The organism is Pseudomonas danubii (assembly GCF_042980055.1).
Lineage (GTDB): Bacteria > Pseudomonadota > Gammaproteobacteria > Pseudomonadales > Pseudomonadaceae > Aquipseudomonas > Aquipseudomonas danubii.
Genome location: NZ_CP116502.1, coordinates 2026233 through 2051094 on the forward strand (window position 1 = coordinate 2026233; position 24862 = coordinate 2051094).

Annotated in this window: 23 protein-coding genes and 1 pseudogene; 8 read left to right on the forward strand and 16 right to left on the reverse strand. The window is 63.9% G+C overall.

The window, feature by feature from the left end; all coding sequences use genetic code 11:
- The first annotated feature begins 41 nt into the window (after positions 1-41).
- Positions 42-1319: an acetyl-CoA C-acetyltransferase gene (locus PFZ56_RS09395; RefSeq protein WP_170001546.1), complete on the forward strand. Its 1278-nt coding sequence runs from the start codon at positions 42-44 to the stop codon at positions 1317-1319.
- An 84-nt stretch (positions 1320-1403) separates the two neighbouring features.
- Here PFZ56_RS09395 and PFZ56_RS09400 read toward each other — a convergent pair whose 3' ends face one another.
- Together PFZ56_RS09400 and PFZ56_RS09405 are read right to left on the reverse strand one after the other, a co-directional pair.
- A complete protein-coding gene (locus PFZ56_RS09400) occupies positions 1404-2171 on the reverse strand; it encodes a methyl-accepting chemotaxis protein (RefSeq protein WP_371826197.1) in 768 nt (255 codons plus the stop codon).
- A 138-nt stretch (positions 2172-2309) separates the two neighbouring features.
- Positions 2310-3350 (reverse strand): annotated as a pseudogene (locus PFZ56_RS09405) (cache domain-containing protein); the annotation flags it as partial.
- Between the two features lie 456 nt (positions 3351-3806).
- Between PFZ56_RS09405 and PFZ56_RS09410 the strand changes: the two are divergent.
- A complete protein-coding gene (locus PFZ56_RS09410) occupies positions 3807-4703 on the forward strand; it encodes a PA4780 family RIO1-like protein kinase (protein WP_102863027.1) in 897 nt (298 codons plus the stop codon).
- A gap of 247 nt (positions 4704-4950) precedes the next feature.
- Here PFZ56_RS09410 and cueR read toward each other — a convergent pair whose 3' ends face one another.
- The 3 genes from cueR to PFZ56_RS09425 all read right to left on the reverse strand — a co-directional run bounded on the left by cueR (position 4951) and on the right by PFZ56_RS09425 (position 8283).
- Complete coding sequence (gene cueR / locus PFZ56_RS09415; protein ID WP_060837378.1) at positions 4951-5355, reverse strand: Cu(I)-responsive transcriptional regulator; 405 nt, start codon at positions 5353-5355, stop codon at positions 4951-4953.
- A complete protein-coding gene (locus PFZ56_RS09420) occupies positions 5352-7748 on the reverse strand; it encodes a heavy metal translocating P-type ATPase (protein WP_170001544.1) in 2397 nt (798 codons plus the stop codon). The genes cueR and PFZ56_RS09420 overlap by 4 nt, the downstream gene beginning before the upstream one ends.
- Before the next feature lie 151 nt (positions 7749-7899).
- The gene (locus PFZ56_RS09425) at positions 7900-8283 is read right to left on the reverse strand and encodes a hypothetical protein (RefSeq protein ID WP_110650842.1); all 384 of its coding nucleotides are present in this window, start codon (positions 8281-8283) and stop codon (positions 7900-7902) included.
- 145 nt (positions 8284-8428) lie between these two features.
- On the opposite strand from PFZ56_RS09425, the gene PFZ56_RS09430 reads away from it, so the two are divergent.
- Positions 8429-8626 (forward strand): heavy-metal-associated domain-containing protein, encoded by a 198-nt coding sequence (locus PFZ56_RS09430; protein ID WP_102863030.1) that lies wholly within the window; start codon positions 8429-8431, stop codon positions 8624-8626.
- Positions 8627-8718: 92 nt separating this feature from the next.
- Positions 8719-9915, forward strand: coding sequence for a multidrug effflux MFS transporter (locus PFZ56_RS09435; RefSeq protein ID WP_102863031.1), 1197 nt, complete (start codon positions 8719-8721; stop codon positions 9913-9915).
- A gap of 1 nt (position 9916) precedes the next feature.
- Here PFZ56_RS09435 and PFZ56_RS09440 read toward each other — a convergent pair whose 3' ends face one another.
- From PFZ56_RS09440 to PFZ56_RS09450, 3 genes are all read right to left on the reverse strand, one after another.
- On the reverse strand, positions 9917-10093 hold the full coding sequence (locus PFZ56_RS09440) for a hypothetical protein (RefSeq protein ID WP_162884107.1): 177 nt from the start codon (positions 10091-10093) through the stop codon (positions 9917-9919).
- Between the two features lie 144 nt (positions 10094-10237).
- Positions 10238-11251 (reverse strand): zinc-binding alcohol dehydrogenase family protein, encoded by a 1014-nt coding sequence (locus tag PFZ56_RS09445; RefSeq protein WP_170001543.1) that lies wholly within the window; start codon positions 11249-11251, stop codon positions 10238-10240.
- Between the two features lie 30 nt (positions 11252-11281).
- Positions 11282-11575 (reverse strand): putative quinol monooxygenase, encoded by a 294-nt coding sequence (locus PFZ56_RS09450; protein WP_102881919.1) that lies wholly within the window; start codon positions 11573-11575, stop codon positions 11282-11284.
- A gap of 118 nt (positions 11576-11693) precedes the next feature.
- Between PFZ56_RS09450 and PFZ56_RS09455 the strand changes: the two genes are divergently transcribed.
- A complete protein-coding gene (locus PFZ56_RS09455; RefSeq protein ID WP_102863034.1) occupies positions 11694-12602 on the forward strand; it encodes a LysR family transcriptional regulator in 909 nt (302 codons plus the stop codon).
- Between the two features lie 136 nt (positions 12603-12738).
- Positions 12739-14115, forward strand: coding sequence for an MFS transporter (locus PFZ56_RS09460; protein WP_123391176.1), 1377 nt, complete (start codon positions 12739-12741; stop codon positions 14113-14115).
- 61 nt (positions 14116-14176) lie between these two features.
- On the opposite strand, the gene PFZ56_RS09465 is transcribed toward PFZ56_RS09460, so the two are convergent.
- The 3 genes from PFZ56_RS09465 to PFZ56_RS09475 all read right to left on the reverse strand — a co-directional run bounded on the left by PFZ56_RS09465 (position 14177) and on the right by PFZ56_RS09475 (position 17423).
- The gene (locus tag PFZ56_RS09465; RefSeq protein WP_110650835.1) at positions 14177-15130 is read right to left on the reverse strand and encodes an adenosine deaminase; all 954 of its coding nucleotides are present in this window, start codon (positions 15128-15130) and stop codon (positions 14177-14179) included.
- A 179-nt stretch (positions 15131-15309) separates the two neighbouring features.
- Complete coding sequence (locus PFZ56_RS09470) at positions 15310-16275, reverse strand: 2-oxoglutarate and iron-dependent oxygenase domain-containing protein (protein WP_170001542.1); 966 nt, start codon at positions 16273-16275, stop codon at positions 15310-15312.
- Positions 16276-16340: 65 nt separating this feature from the next.
- The gene (locus PFZ56_RS09475) at positions 16341-17423 is read right to left on the reverse strand and encodes a BMP family ABC transporter substrate-binding protein (protein WP_170001541.1); all 1083 of its coding nucleotides are present in this window, start codon (positions 17421-17423) and stop codon (positions 16341-16343) included.
- Positions 17424-17750: 327 nt separating this feature from the next.
- Here PFZ56_RS09475 and PFZ56_RS09480 point away from each other — a divergent pair, with 327 nt between their 5' ends.
- Positions 17751-18839, forward strand: a complete 1089-nt coding sequence (locus tag PFZ56_RS09480) for a calcium:proton antiporter (protein ID WP_102881913.1) — start codon at positions 17751-17753, stop codon at positions 18837-18839.
- On the opposite strand, the gene PFZ56_RS09485 is transcribed toward PFZ56_RS09480, so the two are convergent.
- The 3 genes from PFZ56_RS09485 to PFZ56_RS09495 all read right to left on the reverse strand — a co-directional run bounded on the left by PFZ56_RS09485 (position 18836) and on the right by PFZ56_RS09495 (position 22201).
- A complete protein-coding gene (locus tag PFZ56_RS09485) occupies positions 18836-19843 on the reverse strand; it encodes an SUMF1/EgtB/PvdO family nonheme iron enzyme (protein WP_346010518.1) in 1008 nt (335 codons plus the stop codon). The genes PFZ56_RS09480 and PFZ56_RS09485 overlap by 4 nt on opposite strands.
- A gap of 111 nt (positions 19844-19954) precedes the next feature.
- Positions 19955-21313, reverse strand: a complete 1359-nt coding sequence (locus PFZ56_RS09490) for an 8-oxoguanine deaminase (RefSeq protein ID WP_170001540.1) — start codon at positions 21311-21313, stop codon at positions 19955-19957.
- 204 nt (positions 21314-21517) lie between these two features.
- On the reverse strand, positions 21518-22201 hold the full coding sequence (locus PFZ56_RS09495; protein ID WP_102881911.1) for an SDR family oxidoreductase: 684 nt from the start codon (positions 22199-22201) through the stop codon (positions 21518-21520).
- A 185-nt stretch (positions 22202-22386) separates the two neighbouring features.
- Between PFZ56_RS09495 and PFZ56_RS09500 the strand changes: the two genes are divergently transcribed.
- Positions 22387-22824 carry a hypothetical protein gene (locus PFZ56_RS09500; RefSeq protein WP_102881910.1) on the forward strand — a complete coding sequence of 146 codons (438 nt, stop codon included), beginning with the start codon at positions 22387-22389 and terminating at the stop codon, positions 22822-22824.
- On the opposite strand, the gene PFZ56_RS09505 is transcribed toward PFZ56_RS09500, so the two are convergent.
- Both PFZ56_RS09505 and PFZ56_RS09510 read right to left on the reverse strand, forming a co-directional pair.
- The gene (locus PFZ56_RS09505) at positions 22821-23747 is read right to left on the reverse strand and encodes an ABC transporter permease (protein WP_102881909.1); all 927 of its coding nucleotides are present in this window, start codon (positions 23745-23747) and stop codon (positions 22821-22823) included. The genes PFZ56_RS09500 and PFZ56_RS09505 overlap by 4 nt on opposite strands.
- The gene (locus PFZ56_RS09510) at positions 23747-24853 is read right to left on the reverse strand and encodes an ABC transporter permease (protein ID WP_170001539.1); all 1107 of its coding nucleotides are present in this window, start codon (positions 24851-24853) and stop codon (positions 23747-23749) included. Before PFZ56_RS09510 ends, PFZ56_RS09505 begins: the two co-directional genes overlap by 1 nt.
- Between the last annotated feature and the right edge of the window lie 9 nt (positions 24854-24862).

Sequence of the window (24862 nt, forward strand, 5' to 3'; positions counted from 1 at the left end):
GGTACTCACCGAAGTCGCACTCATAGAATAGGGAGCTTTCCATGACACAGCTGCGTCGCGTCGCGATTATCGGCGGTAACCGCATTCCCTTCGCCCGCTCCAACGGTCCGTATGCCACGGCCAGCAACCAGGCCATGCTCACGGCCGCCCTGGAGGGCCTGATCGAGCGTTACCAGCTCCACGGCCTGCGCCTTGGCGAAGTGGCGGCGGGGGCGGTGCTCAAGCACTCGCGGGACTTCAACCTGACCCGGGAGTGCGTACTGGGTTCGCGGCTATCGCCCACCACCCCGGCTTACGACATCCAGCAAGCCTGTGGCACCGGCCTGGAAGCGGCCTTGCTGGTGGCCAACAAGATTGCCCTGGGGCAGATCGACTGCGGCATCGCCGGTGGCGTCGACACCACCTCGGATGCGCCGATCGGGGTCAACGAGGGGCTGCGGCAGATCCTGTTGCAGGCCAATCGGGCCAAGACTACCGGCGACAAGCTGAAGATCCTGCTGCAGTTGCGGCCCCATCACCTCAAGCCGGAACTGCCGCGCAACGGTGAGCCGCGCACCGGCCTGTCCATGGGCGAACACTGCGAACAGATGGCCAAGACCTGGAACATTCCCCGTGGCGAGCAGGACCAACTGGCCCTGGAGAGCCACCAGAAGATGGCCGCCGCCTATGCCGAAGGCTGGCACGACGACCTGCTCACCCCCTTCCTCGGCCTGACCCGGGACAACAACCTGCGCCCGGACCTGACCCTGGAAAAACTCGCCAGCCTCAAGCCCGCCTTCGATCGCAGTGCCGCGGGCACCCTCACCGCGGGCAATTCCACGCCTCTGACCGATGGCGCCTCCCTGGTGTTGCTGGGCAGTGAGCAATGGGCCCAGGAGCGCGGCCTGCCGATCCTCGCCTACCTGCGCGACGGCGAGGCTGGCGCGGTGGATTTCGTCAAAGGAGCCGAAGGCCTGCTGATGGCCCCGGTGTATGCCGTGCCGCGCTTGCTGGCGCGCAACGGGCTGAGCCTGCAGGACTTTGATTATTACGAGATCCACGAAGCCTTTGCCGCCCAGGTGCTGTGCACCCTCAAGGCCTGGGAGGACGCGGATTACTGCAAGACCCGCCTGGGCCTCGACGCGCCTCTGGGCTGCATCGATCGCGCCCGGCTTAACGTCAAAGGCAGCTCCTTGGCGGCGGGGCACCCGTTTGCCGCCACCGGCGGGCGCATTGTCGCCAACCTGGCGAAGTTGCTGAGTTTGGCGGGGCAGGGGCGCGGGCTGATTTCGATCTGTGCCGCGGGTGGGCAGGGTGTGACGGCGATCATCGAACGCTGAGGTTCGTGGCATTCGCTGGCAAGCCGGTTCCTACAGAGACGTGCCTCCAAATCCGTAGGAGCCGGCTTGCCGGCGAAAGGGGACTCAAGTCTTGAAGCGCCGCACCAGGCTGTCCAGCTCATTGGACAGCCCCGCCAAGTTCTGGGAGTCCAGGCGCGCCGCGTTGGCCAGTTCCGCCACCCGTTGCGCATCGCCATGGATCTGGCTGATGTGCCGGTTGATGTCTTCCGCCACTTGATGCTGCTCCTCGGCGGCGGTGGCGATTTGAGTGTTCATGTCGCGGATCACGTCCACCGACTCGCGGATCTGTCCGAAGCTGTTGCGCGCGAGGCCGATGCGGTTCACCGACTGTTGGGACACTTCCAGGCTGGCGTGCATCTGCTGGGTCACGGCGCTGGTGCGCTTGGCCAGGTTGCCCAGCAGCCCGTCGATCTCGGCGGTGGAATCGGCGGTGCGCTTGGCCAGGGCGCGGACTTCGTCGGCCACCACGGCAAAACCGCGCCCCTGCTCTCCGGCCCGGGCGGCCTCGATGGCGGCGTTGAGGGCCAGCAGGTTGGTCTGTTCGGCGATGGAGCGGATGGTGCCGAGGATCGACTGGATGTCGTTGCTGTCGCGTTCCAGTTGCTGCATCGATTGCGCCGACTGCTCGATCTCCTGGCTCAGGCGGTCGACGCTGTGCACCGCGTCGTCGATCTGCTGCTGGCCTTCCTGGGCCTGACGCTGGCCGCTGTCTGCCGATTCGGCGGCCTGGCTGCAGGAGCGAGCCACTTCGTTGGCCGTGGCCACCATTTCGTGGAAGGCGGTGGACACCATGTCCACCGCTTCGCGCTGGCGTCCGGCGGCTTCGGCCATGTCGTTGGAAACCTGGGTCGAGGAATGGGAGGTGGCGAGAATCTTCTGTGCCGCCTGGCCGATGTGCTGGATCAGGCTGCGGATCGCCGCGAGGAACTGGTTGAACCAGTTGGCCAGTTGCGCGGTTTCATCGCTGCCACGGATATTCAGGTTGCGGGTCAGGTCGCCTTCACCCTGGGCGATGCCTTCCAGGCCGCTGGCGACACTGCGGATCGGCCGCACGATGAGGCTGGCGAAGCTGGCTCCGAATACCGCGAACAACACGGCCAGGACCCCGGCGATCACGGCGATGATCCAGGTCAGCTGGGTGGCCGAGCCCATGACTTCGTTCTGCTTGATCAGGCCGATGAAGGTCCAGCCCAGTTGTTCGGAAGGCCAGACGTTGGCCATGTAGTGCTCGCCGCCCAGTTCCACTTGCACCAGGCCCTTGCCGGTCTTGGCCAGTTGCGCGTAACCCTCGCCGAGGCTGTCCAGGGCCTTGAAGTTATGCTCCGGCTGCTTGGGGTCCACCAGCACCGTGCCGTTGTTTTCCATCAGCATCAGGTAGCCGGACTCGCCCAGCTTGATCTGCTTGACGATTTCGGTGAGCTGCTTGAGCGACACGTCGACCGCGACCACGCCGCCTTGGGGGCCCAACTGGTTGGCCAGGGAGCGCACGGTGCTGACCAGCACCGCATCGTCCGGGGCCCAGTAGTACGCATCGGTGCGCACGGTCTTGCCCGGGCTGGCCAGCGCGGCCTTGTACCAGGGGCGCACGCGAGGGTCGTAGTTGGCCAGCTTCAGGTCGGCGGGCCAGGAGACGTAACCGCCGTTGCTCACGCCATAGGACACATAGGCATAGGCGGGGTGGCTGGCGGCCATGGCGGCGAACAGTTCGAAGATGCGTTTGTCCTGCTCGCCTTCCGGAATCTTGGCGGCATCGGCGCTCATCCAGGTCTTGAGGTCGCCGCCGGCCTGGGTCAGCAAGGGTTGGGCTGCCAGGTAGTCGATGTTCTGGCTGATGCCTTCGAAGAACAGCTGCATGGCATTGGCCACTTGGCGGATCTCGCGGCCGCTGCCGTCGACAAAGGTGTTTTGCGCTTCGCTGCGCAGGTTGATCACCACCAGCGTGGCCACCAGCACCACGGGCAGGCAGGCAATGGCGGCGAAGGCCCAGGTGAGTTTCTGTTTGATATTCATCCGCGCTCCAGATTTTCTTGTATGACCACGAAGTGCAGGCGACTCGCGGATTATTGGCAGCTTGAAAGATGGCGCTGATTGCAGTCCCTGAGGCAGAAGTCGAGCAGGCAGCGATCGAACCTTGGCCGGCGGCTGACGTCTTTATTGGATTGTCGGACAAAATCCCTTTGTCTCTGATGACTTCGGCTGGGACGGCGGAAAATTGAGTCGCGCAGAGAAAAAACCTCCTTGAAGGCGCCAAGGGCGTGCGACGGATGGCGGCAATCTCTCAAGCCATGGCGGACGTTGTTCGCTGGCCACTCGGCTATGATCTTCGGCGGCAGCGCTTCAGGGATCTGGCACATTGAGTGCATTGCTGTCGTCCGGCGCTCGGCAGCCCTTTCCCGTGGTGGGAGGATTGCCGTATAACGAGTGACTTTCGCGTGTTTGGTAACAAGGGACCCCCAATAAAAGCTGATGAAGACTCCAAAACGCATTGAACCCCTGATCGAAGACGGTCTGGTAGACGAGGTGCTGCGCCCACTCATGAGTGGTAAAGAGGCAGCTGTGTATGTGGTGCGCTGCGGCAACGAGCTACGTTGCGCCAAGGTCTACAAGGAGGCGAATAAACGCAGTTTCCGTCAGGCGGCGGAATATCAGGAGGGGCGCAAGGTTCGCAACAGCCGACAGGCGCGGGCCATGGCCAAGGGCTCCAAGTTCGGTCGCAAGGAAACCGAGGACGCCTGGCAGAACGCCGAAGTGGCGGCCTTGTTCCGTCTGGCCAATGCCGGGGTGCGGGTGCCCAAGCCGTTCGACTTTCTCGAAGGCGTGTTGCTGATGGAGCTGGTGGCCGACGAGTACGGCGACGCGGCGCCGCGGCTCAACGATGTGGTGCTGGAACCGGACCAGGCTCGTGAATATCACGCCTTCCTGATTTCCCAGATCGTGCTGATGTTGTGTACCGGGCTGGTGCACGGTGACCTGTCCGAATTCAACGTGCTGCTGACGCCGGATGGTCCGGTGATCATCGACCTGCCCCAGGCGGTGGACGCGGCAGGCAACAACCACGCGTTCAGCATGCTGGAGCGGGACGTGGGCAACATGGCGTCCTACTTCGGGCGTTTTGCCCCGGAGCTCAAGCACACCCGTTATGCCAAGGAAATGTGGGCTTTGTACGAGGCTGGCACCTTGCATCCGGGCAGTGTGCTGACCGGCGAGTTCGACGACCCCGAAGAACTGGCGGATGTTGGCAGCGTGATCCGCGAGATCGAAGCGGCACGTCTCGACGAGGAGCGCCGGCAGGCAGTGCGGGCGGCGGACGATGCGCCGCCAGGCAAATCCGAAGAACCACCGCCTCCGCCCTGGATGCAGTGATGGAATAAAAAAATCCGGCCTTGGCCGGATTTTTTATGCCTGCAAACTACCTGGCACCTTGGCACCTTGGCACCTTGGCACCTTGGCACCTTGTAGCCGCTGCCGCAGGCTGCGCACGGCCCGAAGGGCCGCGAGGATCTTGAGGGCGCTGAAATTTTGCAAGGGATCGCCAAGCAAGGCCCTGCGGGCCTTTTCGCAGCCTCGCCAGGGCTCGGCAGCGGCTACAGAGATCGCTTTTTGCAAATACTCAGGACCCGCAACAACTGCCCGAAGCCAGTTCCTTGAGGATCGGGCAGTCCGGGCGATGGTCGCCGTGGCAGTGCTCCACCAGGTCCTGCAGGGTGTCGCGCAGCCCGGCCAGTTCGCGGATCTTCTGGTTGAGCTCATCGATGTGCTGGCGCGCCAGGGCCTTTACATCGGCGCTGGCTCGCTGCCGGTCCTGCCACAGGGTCAGCAGCTTGCCCACTTCTTCCAGGGAAAAGCCCAGATCGCGAGAGCGCTTGATGAAGGCCAGGCTGTGCAGGTCTTCGTCGCCGTACAGGCGATAGCCGCTGTCGCTGCGATGGGCCGGCTTGAGCAGGCCGATGGACTCGTAGTAACGGATCATCTTGGCGCTCAGGCCGCTCTTGCGCGCCGCTTGGCCGATGTTCATTCGGCGTTCTCCAGGTCTTTGGGTTTCCAGGTTTTCAACAGTAGCGCATTGCTCACCACGCTGACGCTGGACAGGGCCATGGCCGCCCCGGCCAGCACCGGGTTGAGCAGGCCGAAGGCCGCCAGCGGGATGCCGATCAGGTTGTAGACGAAGGCCCAGAACAGGTTCTGGCGGATTTTCGCGTAGGTCTTGCGGCTGATCTCCAGGGCCGCGGGGATCAGTCGTGGATCGCCGCGCATCAGGGTGATGCCGGCCGCGTGCATGGCCACGTCGGTGCCGCCGCCCATGGCAATGCCGATGTCGGCCGCCGCCAGGGCCGGGGCGTCGTTGATGCCGTCGCCGACCATGGCCACCACGCCGGTCTTTTTCAGTGCCGTCACCGTGGCGGCCTTGTCCGCCGGCAGTACTTCGGCGTGCACATCGTCAATGCCCAGGGCGTCGGCCACGACCTTGGCGCTGCCACGGTTGTCGCCGGTCAGCAGGTGGCTGCTGATATGCCGCGCGCGCAGTTGCTGTACCGCCTGCAAGGCGCCGGGCTTGAGGGTGTCGCCAAAGGCGAACAGGCCCAGTACCCGGGATTGCGGGCTCTGCTCGATCAGCCAGGACAGGGTCCGGCCCTCGTGTTCCCAGTCTTTGGCTGCCTGGGCCAGGCTGCCCGGGGTCAGGCCGCTTTCTTCCAGCAGGCGGCGGTTGCCCAGGGCCAGTTGGCGGCCGTCCAGGGTGCCGGCGATGCCGCGCCCGGTCAGGGACTGGCTGGCGCTGACATCGGCCACTGGCAGTTGGCGTTCCTGGCACAGGTCCAGCACCGCCTTGGCCAGGGGATGCTCACTGCCGCGCTGCAGGGCACCGGCCAGTTGCAGCACGCTGTTGTCGTCGCCTTCCAGGGCCTGCATATGGGCGATGCGTGGCGTACCGGAAGTCAGGGTGCCGGTCTTGTCGAAAACCACCGAGCTGACTTCATGGGCTCGTTCCAGGGCTTCGGCGTCCTTGATCAGGATGCCGTGGCGGGCGGCTACGCCGGTGCCGGCCATGATCGCGGTGGGGGTGGCCAGGCCCAGGGCGCAAGGACAGGCGATCACCAGCACGGCGACGGCGTTGATCACTGCGGTTTCCAGGGGCGCGCCATACAGCCACCAGCCCACCAGGGTGATCAGCGCCAGCACCAGCACGGTGGGCACGAACACCTGGCTGACCTTGTCCACCAGCTTCTGGATCGGTGCCTTGCCGGCCTGGGCGTCTTCCACCAGGCGAATGATCCGTGCCAGCACGGTTTCCGCGCCGAGGGCCAGGGTGCGTACCAGCAGGCGGCCTTCGCCGTTGATGGCGCCGCCGGTGACTTTATCCCCGGGCTGCTTGGGCACCGGCAGGCTTTCACCGCTGATCAGCGCTTCGTCGGCATGGCTCTGGCCTTCGATGACTTCGCCGTCCACCGGAAAGCGCTCGCCGGGTTTGACCAGCACCAGGTCGTTCAGGCGCAGGGCGCTGATGGCGACTTCCTGCTCGCGCCCATCGATGACCTGGATTGCCCGCTCGGGGCGCAGGGCTTCCAGCGCGCGGATGGCGCTGGCGGTCTGGCGCTTGGCGCGGCTTTCCAGGTACTTGCCCAGCAGCACCAGAGCGATCACCACCGCCGAGGCTTCGAAGTACAGGTGCGGCATGCTGCCGGCGGCGGCCGTGGCCCATTCATACAGGCTCAGGCCATAGCCGGCGCTGGTGCCCAGGGCCACCAGCAGGTCCATGTTGCCGCTGCCGGCGCGCACGGCTTTCCAGGCGGCGACATAAAAGCGTGCGCCGAAGATGAACTGCACCGGAGTGGCCAGGGCGAACTGGGCCCAGGCCGGGAGCATCCAGTGCAGGCCAAAGGGTTGCACCAGCATCGGCAGCACCAGGGGCAGGGCCAGGAGGATCGCCAGGACCAGGCTCCAGCGTTCGCGGCGCAGGTTCTGCTGCTGGTCGTTGCCGTGCTTGTGCTCGGCCTGCCACAGGCTGGCTGAGTAGCCGGCCTGGGTCACGGCGTTGATCAACTGCGTCGGATCGACCTGGCCCAGCAGTTCGACGTGGGCGCGCTCGGTGGCCAGGTTGACGCTGGCGCTGCGCACGCCTTGAACCTTGTTCAAGGCGCGTTCTACACGTCCGGCACAGGTGGCGCAGGTCATGCCGCCGATGGTCAATTCAATGGACTGCACCGGCACGCTGTAACCGGCATTTTCCACCGCTTCCAGCAGGGCCGGCAGACTGTCCCCGGGGGCTTCGATCCGGGCCTGTTCCGTGGCGAGGTTGACGCTGACCGCGCGTATACCGGCGACCTTGGCCAAGGCACGCTCCACACGACCGGCGCAACTGGCGCAGGTCATGCCGGCAATCGGCAGGTCGAAGGTGGTTGATTCAGGCATGTCTGACACTCCCTGTAAATGTTGCCCACAGGATCAACCTTGCCATGCAGGCAAGGTCAAGCGGGCATTGCCAGGGTGCTTCATTTTGTCCCAGGGGGGAGCAGGAGCACGCCTTGCGCTGCAGGACGCAAGGCGTGTGGAGGGCGCAGCGTCAGTAGTCCAGGGCGGTGGGCTTGAGGTACATGCCCGAGGCGTTGCTGGCGATGCGGAACTTCAGCACGTCGCCGGCCCGCACGCTGATGTCCTGGGAACCCGGGGCGAGCAGGCCAGGGTTGCAGCCCGGCGCCTGGCCCGGCAGCAGTTTCAGGCGCAGGGACACTTTGCCCGGCGGCAGGTTGAAGGAGGCGCTCTGTTCCTGGAACAGCCGACCGGCGAGCTGGTCCTGGATGTACAGGCCGATCTCGCAGGAGGTGGCGACTTCCAGCCGCTCCCGGGAAATGATCAGTACGCCGTAGTCTTCTCCGGCGGCCAGTGCCGGTGGCGTTGCCGCCAACAGACCAAGGAGGCCGACGAAGCTGAAAGTTGACCAGCGCATGGCTGAATCTCCTGCTGTGATGTCATAAGACGTGCAGCTTGGCGGAGCGCGGCGCCGATTTCCAGCCCGGCAGTTCAATCCGGAACTTGACCTTGCCACGGTGGCAAGGACAAGACTGCGTGCATCCCAATACAGGAGAAGCGTGATGCAAGTATTCAATGTTCAAGGCATGTCCTGCGGCCACTGCGTGCGGGCCATCACTCAGGCGCTGCAGAGCAAGGACCCGGCGGCCACCGTGCGGGTGGATCTGGCGGCCAAGGAAGTGGGGGTCGAGAGTCGCCTGTCCAGCGAAGAGGTGATCAATCTGATCAGCGAGGAAGGCTACGCCGTCCAGGTTGCTTGAGTCTTTTTAATAGTTAGCGACCTATCGGAATGTTCAAGGTGTCCAAGCGCAGCTAGACTGTGCGACCGCTGACCAACGCTCGCTTGGATGCCATGAACCTGCGCACAATTTTGATTCTCGGCGCCTTGAGCGCTTTTGGCCCTCTGGCCATCGACTTTTATCTGCCGGCCTTTCCCTCGATGGCCCTGGCTTTCGGCACCGATGAAAAACACGTCCAACTGACCCTGGCCGCCTATTTCCTTGGATTGTCCATTGGGCAGCTGGCCTATGGTCCTGTGGCCGACCGTTTTGGTCGGCGCCTGCCGTTGCTGGTGGGAGTGGGGCTGTTCACCCTGGCCTCACTGGCCTGCGCCTATGCGCCCAACCTGGAGTGGCTGATTGGCGCGCGTTTCGTCCAGGCCCTGGGCGGTTGCGCCGGGATGGTGATATCCCGCGCGGTGGTTAGCGACAAGTGCGATGCCGTGGGTTCGGCCAAGGTGTTCTCCCAGTTGATGCTGGTGATGGGCCTGGCGCCGATCCTGGCGCCGATGCTCGGCGGCCTGCTGGTCAATCTCTACGGTTGGCAATCGATCTTCATCATGCTCACGGTGTTCAGCGCCCTGTCGGGATTGGCGGTGGCCCTGGGGCTGCCGGAAAGCATGCCGGCCACGCGCCCGCGCCTACCGTTGTCCGGCGCGTTGCGCCAGTACGGCCTGTTGCTGGCGGACCGGGTCTTTCTCGGTCACGCCCTGACCGGCGGCATCGCCATCGCCGGGATGTTTTCCTATATCGCCGGCTCGCCCTTTGTCTTTATCAAGCTTTATGGCGTGCCGGCGGAGCATTTCGGCTGGTTCTTCGGGATCAATGCCGGCGGTTTTATCCTGGTGGCGCAGATCAATGCGCGGCTGTTGGCCAAGCGCGGTCCGGCCTTCCTGCTGGCCCGTACCGTGTGGATCTACCTGGCGGCCGGGTTGACCTTGCTGGCAGTCAGCGCCCTGCATACGAGTGAGCTCTGGCCGCTGTTGCTGCCCTTGTTCGTGTGCATCGCCAGCCTGGGCTGCATCATTCCCAACGCGGCGGCCTGTGCCATGAACGGCCAGGGCGCGCGGGCCGGCAGTGCCTCGGCGATGCTCGGTTGCCTGCAGTTCAGCGTCGCTGCGGGTGCTGCCTATCTGGTGGGTGTGTTGCACGATGGCAGTGCCATGCCGATGGCCATGGTCATCAGCCTGTGTGGTGTTCTGGCGGTGAGCATGGCGGTCATGACCCGGCGTTTGCAGAATGCCCGGGCCTTGAAAGCCGCCGAGCTCTGAGTCAGCCGACGGCGCGCTGACTCTGGGGAATCGGGTGGGGGGCTTGCAGGCGTGCTTGCAGGGTCTGGGTGAAAGCCCGGGCCTCGGCTTCACTGCGGAAAGTCACCGCGTGCTGGTCGAGACGGACCTGCCATTGGGAGCCTTGAGGGTTTGCCAATTCTTTTATCAGGATCTTCATTGCTGACCTCCTAACGGTAAAAGAGTGCGATGCAAGGGCTGCCAGTGTAGACCCGAATACGGTCACAAATATGACCGAAATCAACTCTCGGACTGACGGCGGCCATCGGGCTTTTGTGCGCGATGGCCGCCGTGCGTTCAGCCCTTAGAAACCTTCCAGGACGATCTTGCCCTTGGCCGTGCCGCTCTCCAGCAAGGCGTGGGCGCGGCGCAGGTTGGCCGCGTTGATCTGGCCGAAATGCTCGCCCACCGTGGTCTTCAGGGTGCCGGCGTCGATCAGCTCGGCGACCTTGTTGAGCAGCACGTGCTGTTCCTGCATGTCGGCGGTCTCGAACAGCGAGCGGGTGTACATGAACTCCCAGTGCAGGGACAGGCTCTTGCGCTTGAGCTTGGTCACGTCGAGGCTTTTCGGGTCGTCGATCAAGGCCAGTTTGCCCTGGGGCACCAGGGCTTCCACCAACTCATCAAGGTGGGTGTCGGTCTGGGTCAGGCTGGCGACGTGGGTCACCTGATTGATGCCGATGCGCTTGAGCTCGGCGCTCAGTGGCTGACGGTGATCCACCACGCCGTGCGCGCCCAGCTCGCGGACCCAGGCTTGGGTCTGCTCCCGGGAGGCGCTGCCGATCACCTTGAGGCCGGTCAGTTGCCGGGCCAGTTGGGTGAGGATCGAACCGACCCCGCCGGCGGCGCCGACAATCAGCAGGCTCTGGCCCTGGTCGCTGCGGTCCTGGCTGATTTGCAGGCGTTCGAACAGCAGTTCCCAGGCCGTGATCGCGGTCAGCGGCAGGGCCGCGGCTTCGGCAAAACCCAGGCTCTTGGGCATATGGCCGACGATCCGTTCATCCACGGTGTGCAGCTCGCTGTTGCCTCCGGCCCGGGCGATGGAGCCGGCGTAGAACACCCGGTCGCCAACCTTGAACAGGCTGACCTCGCTGCCCACGGCCGTGACCACGCCGGCCACGTCCCAGCCCAGCACCTTGGCGGCGCCGCCTTCGGGCTGGGCGTTCTGGCGGACCTTGGTGTCCACCGGGTTGACCGAGATGGCCTTGACCTCCACCAGCAGGTCGCGGGGGCCGGCGACCGGCTCCGGCAGCTCGATGTCTTGCAGGGACTTGGGGTCGTCGATTGGTAGGGATGTGTAGTAGGCGATGGCTTTCATGCTGAATTCCTGTTGAGTGCAGAGTGAGGGTCAGACGATCAGTTGCAGGCGCTTGAGTTCGAAGTGCTCGATCGCCTCGCGGGTCTGGTTGAGGAAATGCTGGAAGTGCGGGGTGTTGTTGTGAAACTCCAGGGCGGCCTCATCGTCCCAGCGTTCCAGAACGTAGAAGGTGCCCGGCTGTTCGGCGTCCTGATGCAATTGGTAGTACTGGCAGCCGGTCTCGGCACGGCTGGGGTGTACCAGGGCACTGAGTTCGTGCTTGAGGACGTTGTGCTGGTCAGGCTTGGCGATCAGGGTCGCGATGGCGGTAAAGGCTTGGGACATGGTGTTTACCTTTGGGCTGTCAGGTGATGGGCAGATAATTGGCTATTTCTCCTGAAGATAAAACCGGCTAAAAGAGCAGTCTCTTTCAATATTTTTTTGATAATCCAGGGGTAGATCCATGCTGCGATTCGATGACCTGCAACTGTTCGTGCGGGCCGCGGACCTGGGCAGCCTGTCGGCGGCGGCCCGGGTCATGGACTTGTCGCCGGCGGTGGCCAGCGCCGCCCTCAAGCGCATCGAAGAACACTTGGGGGCGCGTTTGCTGGCCCGTTCCACCCGCAGCCTGCGTCTGACGGCCGAGGGCGAGGGCTTTCTTGAATACGCTCGCGCCGCCTTGAGCAACCTGGATGAAGGGCGGCGCTTGCTGGCCAGCGGACAGGATCAGGTCAGCGGCGTGTTGCAGCTTTCCGCGCCCTCTGACTTTGGTCGCAACCTGCTGCTGCCCTGGCTCGACGAGTTCCAGCGCGAGCATCCCAAGCTCAGCGTGCGCCTGCTGCTGGGGGACCGGATTGCCGATCTGTTCCGCCAGCCGGTGGACATTGCCCTGCGCTATGGCGAGCCGGAGGACTCCAGTCTGGTGGCACTGCCGATAGCCCCGGACAATCTCCGGGTCCTGTGTGCGGCCCCCAGCTACCTGGCCCGGCACGGCGAGCCGCGCCAGCTGGAGCAACTGGCCCAGCACAACTGCCTGCTGTACATGCTCGACAGCCGGGCCCATGACCTTTGGAGTTTTTATGACGGCAAGCGCGAGGTGAGCCTGACCGTCAGCGGCGACCGCCTGAGTGACGATGCCGATGTAGTGCGGCGCTGGGCGGTGGCCGGCGAAGGGATTGCCTACAAGTCCTGGCTGGATGTGGCCGCCGACGTGCTGGCCGGCCGCTTGCAGGTGCTGTTGCCGGAGTTGCGTTGCGAAGGCGCGTCGCTGAACCTTTTGTGCACCCATCGCGCGCACTTGAGCAAACCGGTCAAGCTGTTGCGGGACATGCTCCAGGAGCGCTGCGCCCAGATCAGCGCCCGCCGCCCGTAAGAGCCGGGTTGCCGGCGAACCCAGGTGCCGCGCCCTCGGCGTCGCTGCCGGACGCGAACAGGTCGCCCTCAGCCATCACCCCCCGCTTCGATCCCGCACACTCGACGGGTCGTGCATTCAATCGGGGGAACAGGGCATGGGCATACAGGGATACAGCGCCGCAGAGCGCCTGGAGCGCTTACCCATCAGCGGTTATCACCGGGTGATCTTCATCATCATTGCCCTGGCGTTTTTCTTCGACTCCATGGATTTGGCGATGATGACCTTCCTGCTGGGGTCGATCAAAACCGAGTTCGGCCTGAGCTCGGCCCAGGCCGGCCTGCTGGCCAGCTCCAGCTTCTTCGGCATGGTGCTCGGCGCCTCGCTGTCGGGCATGCTCGCCGACCGCTTCGGGCGCAAGCCGGTGTTCCAATGGAGTATCGTGCTCTGGGGCGTGGCCAGTTACCTGTGTTCCACCGCCCAGAGCGTGGACAGCCTGACCCTGTTCCGGGTGCTGCTGGGCATCGGCATGGGCATGGAGTTTCCCATCGCCCAATCGATGCTCTCGGAGATGATTCCGGCGCAACGACGCGGGCGCTACATCGCTTTGATGGACGGCTTCTGGCCCTTGGGTTTTGTGGCGGCCGGTGCGCTGTCGTACTTCCTCCTGCCGCTGATCGGCTGGCGCGACATCTTCCTGGTGTTGGCGATTCCGGCAGTGTTCGTGCTGGTGATCCGCTTCTTCATTCCCGAGTCGCCGCGCTGGCTGGAGCAGGCTGGGCGCCATGCCGAGGCCGACCGGGTGCTGCTGGGCATCGAGGACAAGGTGCGGGCTGCCCTGGGTGGTGCTGCGTTGCCGGAGCCGGTGCGCCTGCCACGCATCGACAGTGCGCCGGGGCATTTTTTCTCCGCGCTGAAACAGATCTGGTCGCCCCTGTATCGGCAACGCACGATGATGATCTGGAGCCTTTGGTTCTTCGCATTGCTGGGGTTCTACGGGTTGACGTCCTGGCTCAGCGCCTTGCTGCAACAGTCCGGTTTTGCCGTGACCCAGTCGGTGTACTACACGGTGCTGATTTCCCTGGGCGGGATTCCCGGGTTCCTCATGGCCGCCTGGCTGGTGGAGCGCTGGGGGCGCAAGCCGGTGTGCATCGTCACCTTGCTCGGCGGCGGGATCATGGCCTTCTTCTACGGGCAGAGCGCGGTGTTTGGCGGCAACGTAAGCCTGTTGATCGGCACCGGCCTGCTGATGCAGTTCTTCCTGTTCGGCATGTGGGCGGTGCTCTACACCTACACGCCCGAGCTGTACCCGACGTCTGCCCGGGCTACGGGTTCGGGCTTTGCTTCGGCCGTTGGCCGGATCGGTTCGCTGCTGGGGCCGTTGGTGACCGGGCTGGTGTTTCCCATCACCGGGCAGGGCGGGGTGTTTGCCTTGGGGGCGGCGTGCTTTGTGGTGGCGGCGGGAGTGGTCTGGCTGTTCGGGATGGAGACCCGGGGCAAGACGCTGGAGGCGTTGAGCGAGGCGGGCGCTTGAGTTGCGCCGGCCAGCCGGCTCCTACACGAACCTGTAGGAGCCGGCTGGCCGGCGAAGACCGTTACGGCTTGACCAGCCGCGCATCCAGGCTGTTCTGCGCCAGGCGCCGGGCCTGGTCCTGGGTCATGCCCAGGTCGGTGTACAAGGCGTGGAAGTTCTCGGTGACGTAGCCGCCGAAGTAGGCCGGGTCATCGGAGTTGACCGTGACCTTCACCCCGCGCTCGAGCATTTGCAGGATGTTGTGCTGGGACATGTGGTCGAACACGCAGAGCTTGGTGTTGGACAGCGGGCACACGGTCAGCGGGATCTGTTCGTCGATGATGCGCTGCATCAGCCGCTCGTCTTCGAAGGCGCGCACGCCGTGGTCGATGCGCTGGATCTTCAACAGGTCCAGGGCTTGCCAGATGTACTCGGGCGGGCCTTCCTCGCCGGCATGGGCGACGGTCAGGAAGCCTTCACTGCGCGCGCGGTCGAAGACCCGCTGGAACTTGCTCGGCGGATGACCCATTTCCGAACTGTCCAGGCCCACGGCGACAAAGGCGTCGCGGAACGGCAGCGCCTGGTCGAGGGTTTTCTGTGCCTCTTCTTCGCTCAAGTGGCGCAGGAAACTGAGGATCAGCCCACTGGTGATACCCAGTTGCTGTTCGCCGTCCTTCAGCGCGGCGGCGATGCCGTTGAGCACCACTTCGAACGGGATGCCACGGTCGGTGTGGGTCTGCGGATCGAAGAAGGGCTCGGTGTGGATCACGTTCTGCTCTTTGCAGCGCAGCAGGTAGGCCCAGGTCAGGTCGTAGAAGTCCTGTGAGGTGCGCAGCACATCGGCGCCCTGGTAATACAGGTCGAGGAACTCCTGCAGGTTGTTGAAGGCGTAGGCCTTGCGCAGGGTTTCGACGTCGCTCCAGGGCAGGGCGATCTTGTTGCGTTCGGCCAGGGCGAACAGCAGTTCCGGCTCCAGGGAGCCTTCCAGGTGCAGGTGCAACTCGGCCTTGGGCAAGGCGTTCAGCCAGTCATACATGGTGTTGTCTCATCAGGTGCAGGCGGGCGCTGCGAAGTGTGATGCGCTGCCGGGGCCGTGCCCTTCTCTGGGGAACTGGCGGCGGTTGCGGCGATCGCCAGGTTTTCACCGGGCCCGAAAAAGCCGCCATTCTACATCTGGCGGCGCGATTGTTCGGCAAAACCTGACCGAGTGGGCGATCAGGCCTGCTCCAGCTCCCGGCGATAGGCGTAGGTATCGGCAAAACGCGAGAGCAGGAATTCGGCGCAGGTGGTCAGCGGATACTTGGCCGGATGCTCCGCGTCCTGGCAGCCGGGCAGGCATTCGATGCGGGTGTCCGGGTGCGGTTCGGCGAAGAACGGCATCGAGTAGCGGTCCACCCCCAGCGGGCTGATGACCCGGTGCGGAGTCGACAGGTAACGGTCGTTGCTCCAGCGCGCCATCATGTCGCCGAGGTTGACCACGAAGGTGCCTGCAATGGGCGGCGCGTCGATCCATTGCCCCTGGACGTTGCGTACCTGCAAGCCACCGGCGGCGTCCTGGTAGAGCAGGGTGATGCAGCCATAGTCGGTGTGGGCGCCGGCGCCTTGCTGCTCGGTGCTGCTGGCGGTGTGGCGCGGCGGATAGTGGATCAGCCGCAGCACGCTGACCGGGTCCTGGAAGCGGCGGTCGAAGAAGTCGCGTTCGATGCCCAGGGCCAGGGTCATGGCCCGCAGCAGGGTCTGGGCCAGGGCCTGCATGTCCTGGTAGTGCTGCTCCATCAGGTCTTTCCAGCCGGGCAGGTCCGGGTGGCGGTTGGGGCCGCGCAGGGGCTTGTCCGCCACTACCTCGGGATGCTCGGCGGGCAGATGCAGGCCCATGTCGAAGGTTTCCTTGAGGTCGCTGGGCTTGCCCGGGTCCAGCTGCTCGGTGGCGATGGCGCCGTAGCCGCGATGGTGGCGGCTCTGGGTGATGTCGATCTTGAGTTTTTCGGCGCTGGGCAGGGCGAAGAACTGCTTGGCCATGGCCAGCAATTGCTCGATGCGTTGTGCGCTGATCGGGTGGCCCTTGATGTAGAAGAAGCCCCATTCGCGACAGGCGCGGTCGATCTGTTTGGCGACACTGTCCCAGCCTGGCTGGGCCTCCTGATACAGCGGGCTGATATCGATGATCGGCAGTTGATGCATGAAAAGGCTCCCATCCTGTTGGCGGTCCGTCGTCGCTGGCGGGTGCTCCGGCAGCGACGACCAGCTTATTTGGGGAGGTCTGCCTTCAGGCCTTCGACGTAGTAGTTCATCGAGGCCAGTTCGGCATTGCTGGCGCTGACCCCCGCAGGGATTTTTTCTGTCCCGCCCTGGTCCTTGATCGGGCCGGTGAACGGGTGGAACTGGCCACTCTTGATGCTGGCGATGATCTGCTCGGCCTCGGCTTTCACCGGGGCCGGCAGCAGGTCGCTGAGGGGCAGCTCAACCGTACCCTCTTTCAGGCCGCCCCAGTAGTCCTGGGATGTCCAGCTGTGGTCCAGCACCCCTTGGGTGGCCTGGATGTAATGGGGGGCCCAGTTGTTGACGATGGAGGTCAGCACCGCCTTGGGGCCGAAGTGGGCCATGTCCGAGGCGTAGCCCACCGCATACACGCCACGGCGTTCTGCGGCCTGGATCGGCGCCGGGCTGTCGGTGTGCTGGAAGATCACGTCGGCGCCCTGGTCGATCAGGGCGTTGGCGGCGTCGGCTTCCTTGCCCGGGTCGAACCAGGAGTTGACCCACACCACTTTGATCTCGGTGCCCGGGTTGTACTTGTTCAGGGCTAGCTGGATGGCGTTGATGTCGCGGATCACTTCCGGGATCGGGAAGGAGGCGACGTAGCCGATCTTCTTGGTCTTGGTCATCTTTGCCGCGAGGAAGCCGCCGACATAACGGCCCTCGTAAGTGCGTGCCAGGTAGGTTCCGAGGTTCTTGTCCTGCTTGTAGCCGGTGGCGTGTTCGAAGGTCACCTTGGGGAACTGCTTGGCGACTTTCAGGGTGGGGTTCATGTAGCCGAAGGAGGTGGTGAAGATCAGGTCGTAATGATCCTTGGCCATGTTGCGGATCACCCGCTCGGCGTCGGCGCCTTCGGCCACGTTCTCGACGTAGTTGGTCTTGATCTGCTCGCCGAATTTTTCCGCCAGTGCCTTGCGTCCTTGTTCATGCTGATAGGTCCAGCCGTGGTCACCGATGGGACCGATGTAGACGAAGCCGACCTTCAGCGGATCGGCAGCGCTGGCGGCGAGACTGGCACTCAGGCCGACAGCGGCGGCCAGGGCGCAGAGCAGCTTGTGCAACGGGCGTGTATGCATGAATTGGAGCTCCATCTTGTTGTGGGGGAGGACTGGGTCGGCAAGCGCTGGAGGGCAATGCAAATAGCTGACCAACAGGACAACAAAGATCGGCGTTGCGCCGGCGAGGCGGTTTCTACGGGGGCTTTGGAGCGCGTTTTTCGCTGGCAAGCCAGCTCCTACGGCGTTGGAATGTAGGAGCCGGCTTGCCGGCGAAGGGCTGTTCAAGATCCATCCCGGTGCGCGGCGCCTGAGCCTGGTGCACTGACATGTAACGAAACGTTAGTGACCCGAAGCAGTCTTTTACTCATCTCCTGTACTGGTTTTTATTTCCGTCAAAGGACTGCGATGCTCACTTCCCTCAAGCAAGAACAGTTTCTGCTGCTTGCGCTGCTGGCTGCCGTGGCCGCCTATCCCCTGGAACACCTGTTGCTCAATAGCGGCCAAGGCATTGCCCTGATGGCCGGGCTGGTGCTGATCGGCTTTATCGTCATCGCCTCGATGCGCGTTGCCCACCACGCCGAACGGCTGGCGGAAAAGGTCGGCGACCCCTACGGCACCATGATCCTGACCCTGGCTGCGGTGCTGGTGGAGGTGGTGATCCTGGCCATCATGATGAGCAACGAAGCTTCGCCGACCCTGGTGCGCGACACCATCTATTCGGCGGTGATGCTGGACATCAATGGCATCCTCGGCCTGGCCGCGTTGATGGGCGGCATCAAGCACGGCGAGCAGCCTTACAACGACGATTCGGCGCGCACCTACAGCGTGATGATCCTCACCGCCATGGGCGTGTCGATGGTGGTGCCGGAGTTCATCCCCGAGGCCGACTGGAAGGTGTATTCGGCCTTCACCATTGGCGCGATGGTGGTGCTCTATACCCTGTTCCTGCGCATGCAGGTCGGGCCCCACAGTTACTTCTTCAGCTATAGCTACCCGGAAAAGCGCCGTGCTAAAGAGGCCCAGGAACAGCCCCATGCCGTCAACCTGGCCTGGAGCATCGGCATCCTGGTGTTCGGGGTGGTGGTGATCGGTGCCCTGGCCGAGGTCATGTCCAAGACCCTTGACCTGGGCCTGGAAGGCACGGGCGCACCGCCGGTGATCACGGCAATCCTGGTGGCGGCCATTTCCGCCGCGCCGGAGATTCTCACCGCCCTGCGCGCGGCCTTGGCCAACCGCATGCAGTCGGTGGTCAACGTGGCACTGGGCGCCTCCCTGTCGACGGTGATCCTCACGGTGCCGGTGATGGAGGCCATGGCCTTGTACACCGGCCAGCCGTTCCAGATGGCCATGACTCCGGTGCAGACAGTGATGGTGTTCATCACCCTGATCGTCAGCGCGATCAACCTCAACGACGGTGAAACCAATGCCATAGAAGGCATGACTCACTTTGTGCTGTTTGCCACCTTCATCATGCTGTCGCTGCTGGGCCTTTAAAGCGGCTGAGCTGACTGGATGGCGCAGCGAAAGCTGACACCCGGGGCATTCCAGGCCGCCAGTGCCCCCCAACGCCAACGGCGCACGGTGCTGGCCGAAGGAGAAAAGGTCGGGTCGTTGGCAAACTTGTTGTTGGCGCCGCGTTGCGCCCGATAGATGCCTGTTTCAGGCCCTTGCGGGTTCTCCACGGGAGACTCGCGATAGTAGTGTTTATCGTACCAATCGTTGACCCATTCACTGGCGTTGCCGGTGAGGTTGTAGAGGCCCAGCGGATTGGGCACAAACCTGTCCACGGCGAAGGTTTCGTTGTCGTCAGGGGCCGGGAAGTTGCGGCCGTAATCCAGATTGCCGTTGTCGGTGGCGAACATCACCGGCTGGCCGCGGTTGCGCGCCGCATATTCCCATTGCGCCTCGGTCGGCAGATCGACGCGATAGCCGCTGAGGTCTGCCAGCCAGCCACAGTAATCCTTGGCCTCTTGCCATGATCGAGAGGCCGGGGCGGGCAGGTTTTCAAGGTAGAGGTGCTTCATGTCTTCGCGTTTACGAAGTTCAGCGTCGAATGGCGGCTTGCCTTGGGCCAGGAAGAACAGATCAAAATCGCCCAAGGTGGTTTGCAGCGAGGACAGGTAATAGCTGCTCAATTTGACCGGGTGAACGAAATCGTCATCGACGTCGAGACTGATCCGCTCCATTTTTGCCGGGTCCACGCCGCAGGGCCATTGGCACAAGGCAAGTGGGTCGAAGCCATGGGGCCAACCGAAATCGCCCATCTGGAATTCGCCCCCTTCAATCAACACCATGTTGTCCAGCGAGCGGATCACTGTGTTGAGTACGGCATCGCGGTTTTGTGGGGACAGATTCGGGTATTTGCGGCTGATGGTCGAAGCAATTTCTGCCACTTTTTCAGGGGACAGCACTTTGCTGGGCGGGCCAGCAACCTCCAGTTTCTCGCAGCCTGAAATCAGCAGCGCGACGCAGAGCGCCAGTCCGTACTTTTGTTTCACGTAATGTCCCTATAGCGGTTCGTTCGAGGGCGGAAACTAACATGTTTCCTCAATCCGATTCCGCTTAAGGCGCAGGCGAGGGATCGGGTCCCTCGCCGTTGGACTCAACGATCAGCTACCGGCGATCAACTGCCGGGCCGCCTGGCTGTGATCGGCGATCAGGTTTTTCAGGTCGAGCCCTTCGACCTGGCCATCAATCACCCGCCACTTGCCACCAATCATGACCCGGTCCGCTCGATCCGCGCCGCACAACAGCAGCGCCGAAACCGGATCATGGCTACCCGAGAAACGCAGCTCATCAAGCTTGAACAACGCCAGGTCCGCCTGCTTGCCCGCCGCCAGCTCGCCGATGTCGGTGCGGCCCAACAGGCTTGCCGAACCCTGGGTCGCCCAGCCCAGTACCCGCTCCGGGGTGATCTTCTCGGCGCCGTAGCGCAGACGCTGGATGTACAGCGCCTGACGGGCTTCGAGGATCATGTTCGAGGCATCATTGGATGCCGAGCCATCCACGCCCAAGCCAAGCGGCGCCCCCGCATCGGTCAGCTCGATACTGGGGCAGATGCCGGAGGCCAGGCGCATGTTCGAACTCGGACAATGGCAGATGCCGGTGCCGGCAGCGCCCAGGCGGGCGATTTCATCCGGGTTGAAGTGGATGCCGTGGGCCAGCCAGGTACGCGGACCGAGCCAGCCGACGCTGTCCAGGTAATCCACGGTGCGCAGGCCGAAGCGCTGCAGGCAGAAGTCTTCTTCGTCGAGGGTCTCGGCGAGGTGAGTGTGCAGGCGCACATCGAGTCCGTTGGCCAGTTCGGCGCTGGCCGACATGATTTCCGGGGTCACCGAGAACGGCGAGCACGGCGCCAGGGCAATCTGGATTTGCGCGCCGTCGCCACGCTCGTGGTACTGGTGAATCAGGCGCTGACTGTCGTCGAGAATCACCTGGCCTTCCTGCACGGTCTGTTGCGGTGGCAGGCCGCCGTCCTTTTCGCCAAGGCTCATGGAACCGCGGGTGAGCATGGCGCGCATGCCCAGTTCACGCACGCTTTCGACTTGTACGTCGATGGCGTTTTCCAGACCGTCCGGGAACAGGTAGTGATGGTCGGCGGCGGTGGTGCAACCGGAGAGCAGCAGTTCGGCCAGCGCCACTTTGGTGGCCAGGGCGAGTTTTTCCGGGGTCAGCCGCGCCCAGACCGGGTACAGGGTCTTGAGCCAGGGGAACAGCGGCTGGTTGACCACCGGCGCCCAGGCCCGGGTCAGGGTTTGGTAGAAGTGATGGTGGGTGTTGATCAGGCCCGGCAGCAACACGTGCTCGCGGGCATCGAAGACCTGTTGGCAAGGGCTCGCAGGCTGTTGGCCCAGGCCCAGGACTTCGACGATCAGACCGTCTTGCACGACCAGGCCGCCACGGGCGTCGAGGGCATTGCCGGTGAAGATGGCCAGGGGATTTTTTAACCAGGTACGGGTCGCAGGCATGGTGGCCGGCTCCTCTGAAAGTGGGTTCAGGTTAGCCAGCTCAGTGTTGCCCTGTCTGCTGATCCAGGGTCGCCGCAAGGGGCGAGGTGCGCAGTCTAGCGAAAGATGTGCCGGGGGACAAAACTTGCGGTTTGCCCCCCGTTGCAGAGCCTTGGCCGCGCTGTGCAAGCGCTGCCAGGGGCATAGGTTACAGAGGTTGCGGGCTTACCAGGGGATGGTTTCGCCCTTGTAGTTGACGAAGTGATGGCCGCCCTTGCCGGTGTAGGCGTTGATCTGGGCGATCAGCCCACGGGTGCTGGTTTGCACGTCGATGTCGGCGCCTTCGCCGCCCATGTCGGTCTTTACCCAGCCCGGGTGCAGCGAGAGCACGGTCAGCTTCTGTTGCAGTTGGGTCACGAAACTGTTGGTCATGGAATTCAGCGCCGCCTTGCTGGCCTTGTACAGCGCCAGCTCCGGAGCGTCCGGCATGGTCACGCTGCCTAGCACCGAACTCATGAACGCCAGCACGCCGCTGTCCTTGCGGATCTGCCCGACAAAGCGCTGGGCCAGGTTGATCGGCGCCACCGCGTTGGTGAAGAACAGCTGGCCGACTTCGGCCAGGGTCGCGTGGCCCGGCAGCTGGTTGTCCGGGCCCTTGACCCCGGCATTGACGAACAGCAGGTCGAACACCTGGTCCTTGAGTTTCTGGCTCAGGGCGATCACCGCTTGTTGATCGTCCATGTCCAGTTGTTCGATCTGCACCTTGCCCAGGGCCTGCAGGGCCTCGGCCTTGTGCGGGTTGCGCACGGTGGCGGTGACTTGCCAGCCGTCTTCCAGCAGGCGTTGTACCAGGCCGAGGCCAAGGCCCCGGGAGGCGCCGATGATCAGTGCGGTTTTTACCGTGGGCATGATGAGGTTCCTTGATAAATGAGGATCACGGATTCAATGGACAGGCTTGTCCCAGCCGCAGTTGCAGCTCGTGGCGCAACTGGCCCAGTTCTCCGATGCACATGCATGGGGCTCGAAAGGGCTTGACCCTTGAGCATACTCCAGGCTTTAGCCTGCGCGCTCCTTGAGTTGATGGAGCACTTCCTATGTGGACGACCGAACACTACCGAAAATTGGTCCGCGCCAGCGGCTGGTACGACTTGCTGGTGACGCTGGCCTTTGTCACCCCCTGGAGCTTCATGGCCCTGCACGAGTTGCTGCAGGGCGCGGTCCAGGCCTTCAATCTGCCCGGTAGCCTGCCTCCGTTCGAGCCGATGCACCTGCTGATGGCCAACCTCATGGGGTCGATTGTCTGCGTATGGTCGGTGCTGCGGATTCGTGATCCGCAGCAGGCGTTTGGTCGTTATGACGCGGTGGGGCGCCTCCTGTTTGCCACCTGGCTGGGGTACGCCCTGATGCACGGCGCCACGGCATTGATCGCGGTGTTCCTGGTTTTCGAACTGGCCTGGTGCGTGGCGCAGTTGCTGCCGGTCAAAGGCGACGTCGGCAAGCTGGCTGCAGCCGGGCGTGCGCCGGTCATTTAATGCCCCGCCTGCCACGGCTGCCCCAGGGAAACCGGAGCGTACAAACGGGTGCGCAAGGCGTCGCGCGATAGCAGCACCAGCACCAGGATGGTGGCGGCATACGGCAGCATCGCCAGCAGGTTGGAGGGTATCGCCAGCCCCAGGCCCTGGGCCACCAGATGCAGGATGCTCGCCAGGCCGAACAGGTAGGCGCCGAGCAACAGTCGCCACACGCGCCAACTGGCGAACACCACCAGGGCCAGGGCAATCCAGCCGCGGCCGGCGCTCATGTTCTCGGCCCACATCGGGGTGTAGGCCAGGGACAGGTAGGCCCCGGCCAACCCGGCCATGGCGCCGCCGAACAGCACCGCGAGAGTGCGCACCCGCAGCACCGGCAGGCCCATGGCGCTGGCGGCGTCGGGGTTTTCGCCGACGGCCTGGATGATCAGGCCAACCCGGCTCTTGAGGATCACCCAGGCCACCAGGGCGAACAGCGCGAAGGACAAGTACACCAGCAGATCCTGGGCAAACAGCATGCGGCCGATCAGCGGGATGTCGCTGAGCAATGGCAGCGCCAGCGGTTCGAACCCGGCCAGTGGCTTGCCGACCCAGGCCGCACCGACAAAGCTCGACAGGCCGACCCCGAAGATGGTCAACGCCAGCCCGGTAGCCACCTGATTGGCGTTGAACGCCAGGGCCACCAGGGCAAACAGCGCCGAGAGCAGCATTCCCGCCGCCATTGCCAGCAGCACGCCAAGCCACAAATGGCCGCTGTTGAGGGCGACGATAAAACCTATCACCGCGCCGAACAGCATCATGCCTTCCTGGCCGAGGTTGAGGACGCCGCTCTTTTCACAGATCAGTTCCCCCAGGGCCACCAGCAGCAAGGGCGTGCCGCAGCGCACCATGGCGTAGAGAATATTGCTCAGCAGATCGATATCCATTACAGGGCTCCGGCGGTTGCGCTGAGGGGCGTGTCGCGGCGTGCCCAGCGCAGGTTCAGGCGCGGCCGATAGAGAATCAGTACGTCACAGGCCAGGAGGAAGAACAGCATCATGCCCTGGAACAACTGGGTAATGGCCTGTGGCAGGTTGAGGCTCATCTGCGCGCTTTCGCCACCGATGTACAGCAGGGCCATGAGCAGGCTGGAGAACAGGATGCCGATGGGGTTCAAGCGTCCAAGAAAGGCCACGGTGATCGCCGCATAGCCGTAGCCGGGGGAGACTTGCGGCACCAGTTGGCCGATGGGGCCGGTGACTTCACAGACCCCGGCCAGCCCTGCCAGGGCGCCGCTGATCAATAGCGCCAGCCAGATCAGGCGCTGCTGGCGAAAGCCGACGAAACCTGCGGCGCGGGTGTCCAGCCCGAGGACCTTGATCTGGAAACCGACGAAGCTTTTCTGCAGCAGTACCCAGACTGCCACCAGGGCCAGCAGGGCGAAATACACCCCGGCGTGGACCCGACCGTCTTCCATCAACTGTGGCAAGCGGCTGGCGTCGCCGAACATCGCCGACTCGGGGAAGTTGAACCCGGCGGGGTCCTTCAATGGGCCGTGTACGCAATACAGCAACAGGTTCAGGGCGATGTAGTTGAGCATGATGCTGGTAAGGATTTCGTTGGCGTTGAAACGCGTGCGCAACCAGGCGGTGAGCCCGGCCCAGGCGGCTCCGGCCAGGGTGCCGGTGAGCAGGATCAGTACCAGCGCCCAGCGACTTTGCAACTCGATGAGGTTGACCGCCAGGGCGCTGCCGGCCAGGGCCCCGATCAGCAATTGGCCTTCAGCGCCGATGTTCCAGATGCGGGCCCGGTAGGCCACTGCCAGGCCCAGGGCGCAGAGCAGGATCGGCAGCGCCTTGACCAGCAGTTCCGAGACGCCGTACAGGTCGCTGACCGGGGCGATCAGCAGGGTGTGCAAGGTCAGCAGCGGGTCATGCCCCAGGGCCATGAACAGCAGGGCGCCACAGCTCAGGGTCAGCAGCGCGGCCAGAAGAGGGGAACACCAGAGCATCAGGCGCGACTGGCGGCCGCGAGGTTCGAGTGAAAGCAGCATGGACGACTC

Excerpts from the sequence above, each read along its gene's own strand:
- PFZ56_RS09425 (WP_110650842.1), bottom strand. The coding sequence starts at position 8,283 with ATGCGCTGGTCAACTTTCAGCTTCGTCGGCCTCCTTGGTCTGTTGGCG.
- PFZ56_RS09470 (WP_170001542.1), bottom strand. The coding sequence starts at position 16,275 with ATGCATCAACTGCCGATCATCGATATCAGCCCGCTGTATCAGGAGGCC.
- PFZ56_RS09440 (WP_162884107.1), bottom strand. The coding sequence starts at position 10,093 with ATGAAGATCCTGATAAAAGAATTGGCAAACCCTCAAGGCTCCCAATGG.
- PFZ56_RS09420 (WP_170001544.1), bottom strand. The coding sequence starts at position 7,748 with ATGCCTGAATCAACCACCTTCGACCTGCCGATTGCCGGCATGACCTGC.
- PFZ56_RS09400 (WP_371826197.1), bottom strand. The coding sequence starts at position 2,171 with ATGGCCGAAGCCGCCGGACGCCAGCGCGAAGCGGTGGACATGGTGTCC.
- PFZ56_RS09450 (WP_102881919.1), bottom strand. The coding sequence starts at position 11,575 with ATGTCCCAAGCCTTTACCGCCATCGCGACCCTGATCGCCAAGCCTGAC.
- cueR (WP_060837378.1), bottom strand. The coding sequence starts at position 5,355 with ATGAACATCGGCCAAGCGGCGCGCAAGAGCGGCCTGAGCGCCAAGATG.
- PFZ56_RS09410 (WP_102863027.1), top strand. The coding sequence starts at position 3,807 with ATGAAGACTCCAAAACGCATTGAACCCCTGATCGAAGACGGTCTGGTA.
- PFZ56_RS09490 (WP_170001540.1), bottom strand. The coding sequence starts at position 21,313 with ATGCCTGCGACCCGTACCTGGTTAAAAAATCCCCTGGCCATCTTCACC.
- PFZ56_RS09455 (WP_102863034.1), top strand. The coding sequence starts at position 11,694 with ATGCTGCGATTCGATGACCTGCAACTGTTCGTGCGGGCCGCGGACCTG.
- PFZ56_RS09435 (WP_102863031.1), top strand. The coding sequence starts at position 8,719 with ATGAACCTGCGCACAATTTTGATTCTCGGCGCCTTGAGCGCTTTTGGC.
- PFZ56_RS09505 (WP_102881909.1), bottom strand. The coding sequence starts at position 23,747 with ATGGATATCGATCTGCTGAGCAATATTCTCTACGCCATGGTGCGCTGC.
- PFZ56_RS09460 (WP_123391176.1), top strand. The coding sequence starts at position 12,739 with ATGGGCATACAGGGATACAGCGCCGCAGAGCGCCTGGAGCGCTTACCC.
- PFZ56_RS09480 (WP_102881913.1), top strand. The coding sequence starts at position 17,751 with ATGCTCACTTCCCTCAAGCAAGAACAGTTTCTGCTGCTTGCGCTGCTG.
- PFZ56_RS09395 (WP_170001546.1), top strand. The coding sequence starts at position 42 with ATGACACAGCTGCGTCGCGTCGCGATTATCGGCGGTAACCGCATTCCC.
- PFZ56_RS09475 (WP_170001541.1), bottom strand. The coding sequence starts at position 17,423 with ATGCATACACGCCCGTTGCACAAGCTGCTCTGCGCCCTGGCCGCCGCT.
- PFZ56_RS09500 (WP_102881910.1), top strand. The coding sequence starts at position 22,387 with ATGTGGACGACCGAACACTACCGAAAATTGGTCCGCGCCAGCGGCTGG.
- PFZ56_RS09445 (WP_170001543.1), bottom strand. The coding sequence starts at position 11,251 with ATGAAAGCCATCGCCTACTACACATCCCTACCAATCGACGACCCCAAG.
- PFZ56_RS09510 (WP_170001539.1), bottom strand. The coding sequence starts at position 24,853 with ATGCTGCTTTCACTCGAACCTCGCGGCCGCCAGTCGCGCCTGATGCTC.
- PFZ56_RS09495 (WP_102881911.1), bottom strand. The coding sequence starts at position 22,201 with ATGCCCACGGTAAAAACCGCACTGATCATCGGCGCCTCCCGGGGCCTT.
- PFZ56_RS09465 (WP_110650835.1), bottom strand. The coding sequence starts at position 15,130 with ATGTATGACTGGCTGAACGCCTTGCCCAAGGCCGAGTTGCACCTGCAC.
- PFZ56_RS09430 (WP_102863030.1), top strand. The coding sequence starts at position 8,429 with ATGCAAGTATTCAATGTTCAAGGCATGTCCTGCGGCCACTGCGTGCGG.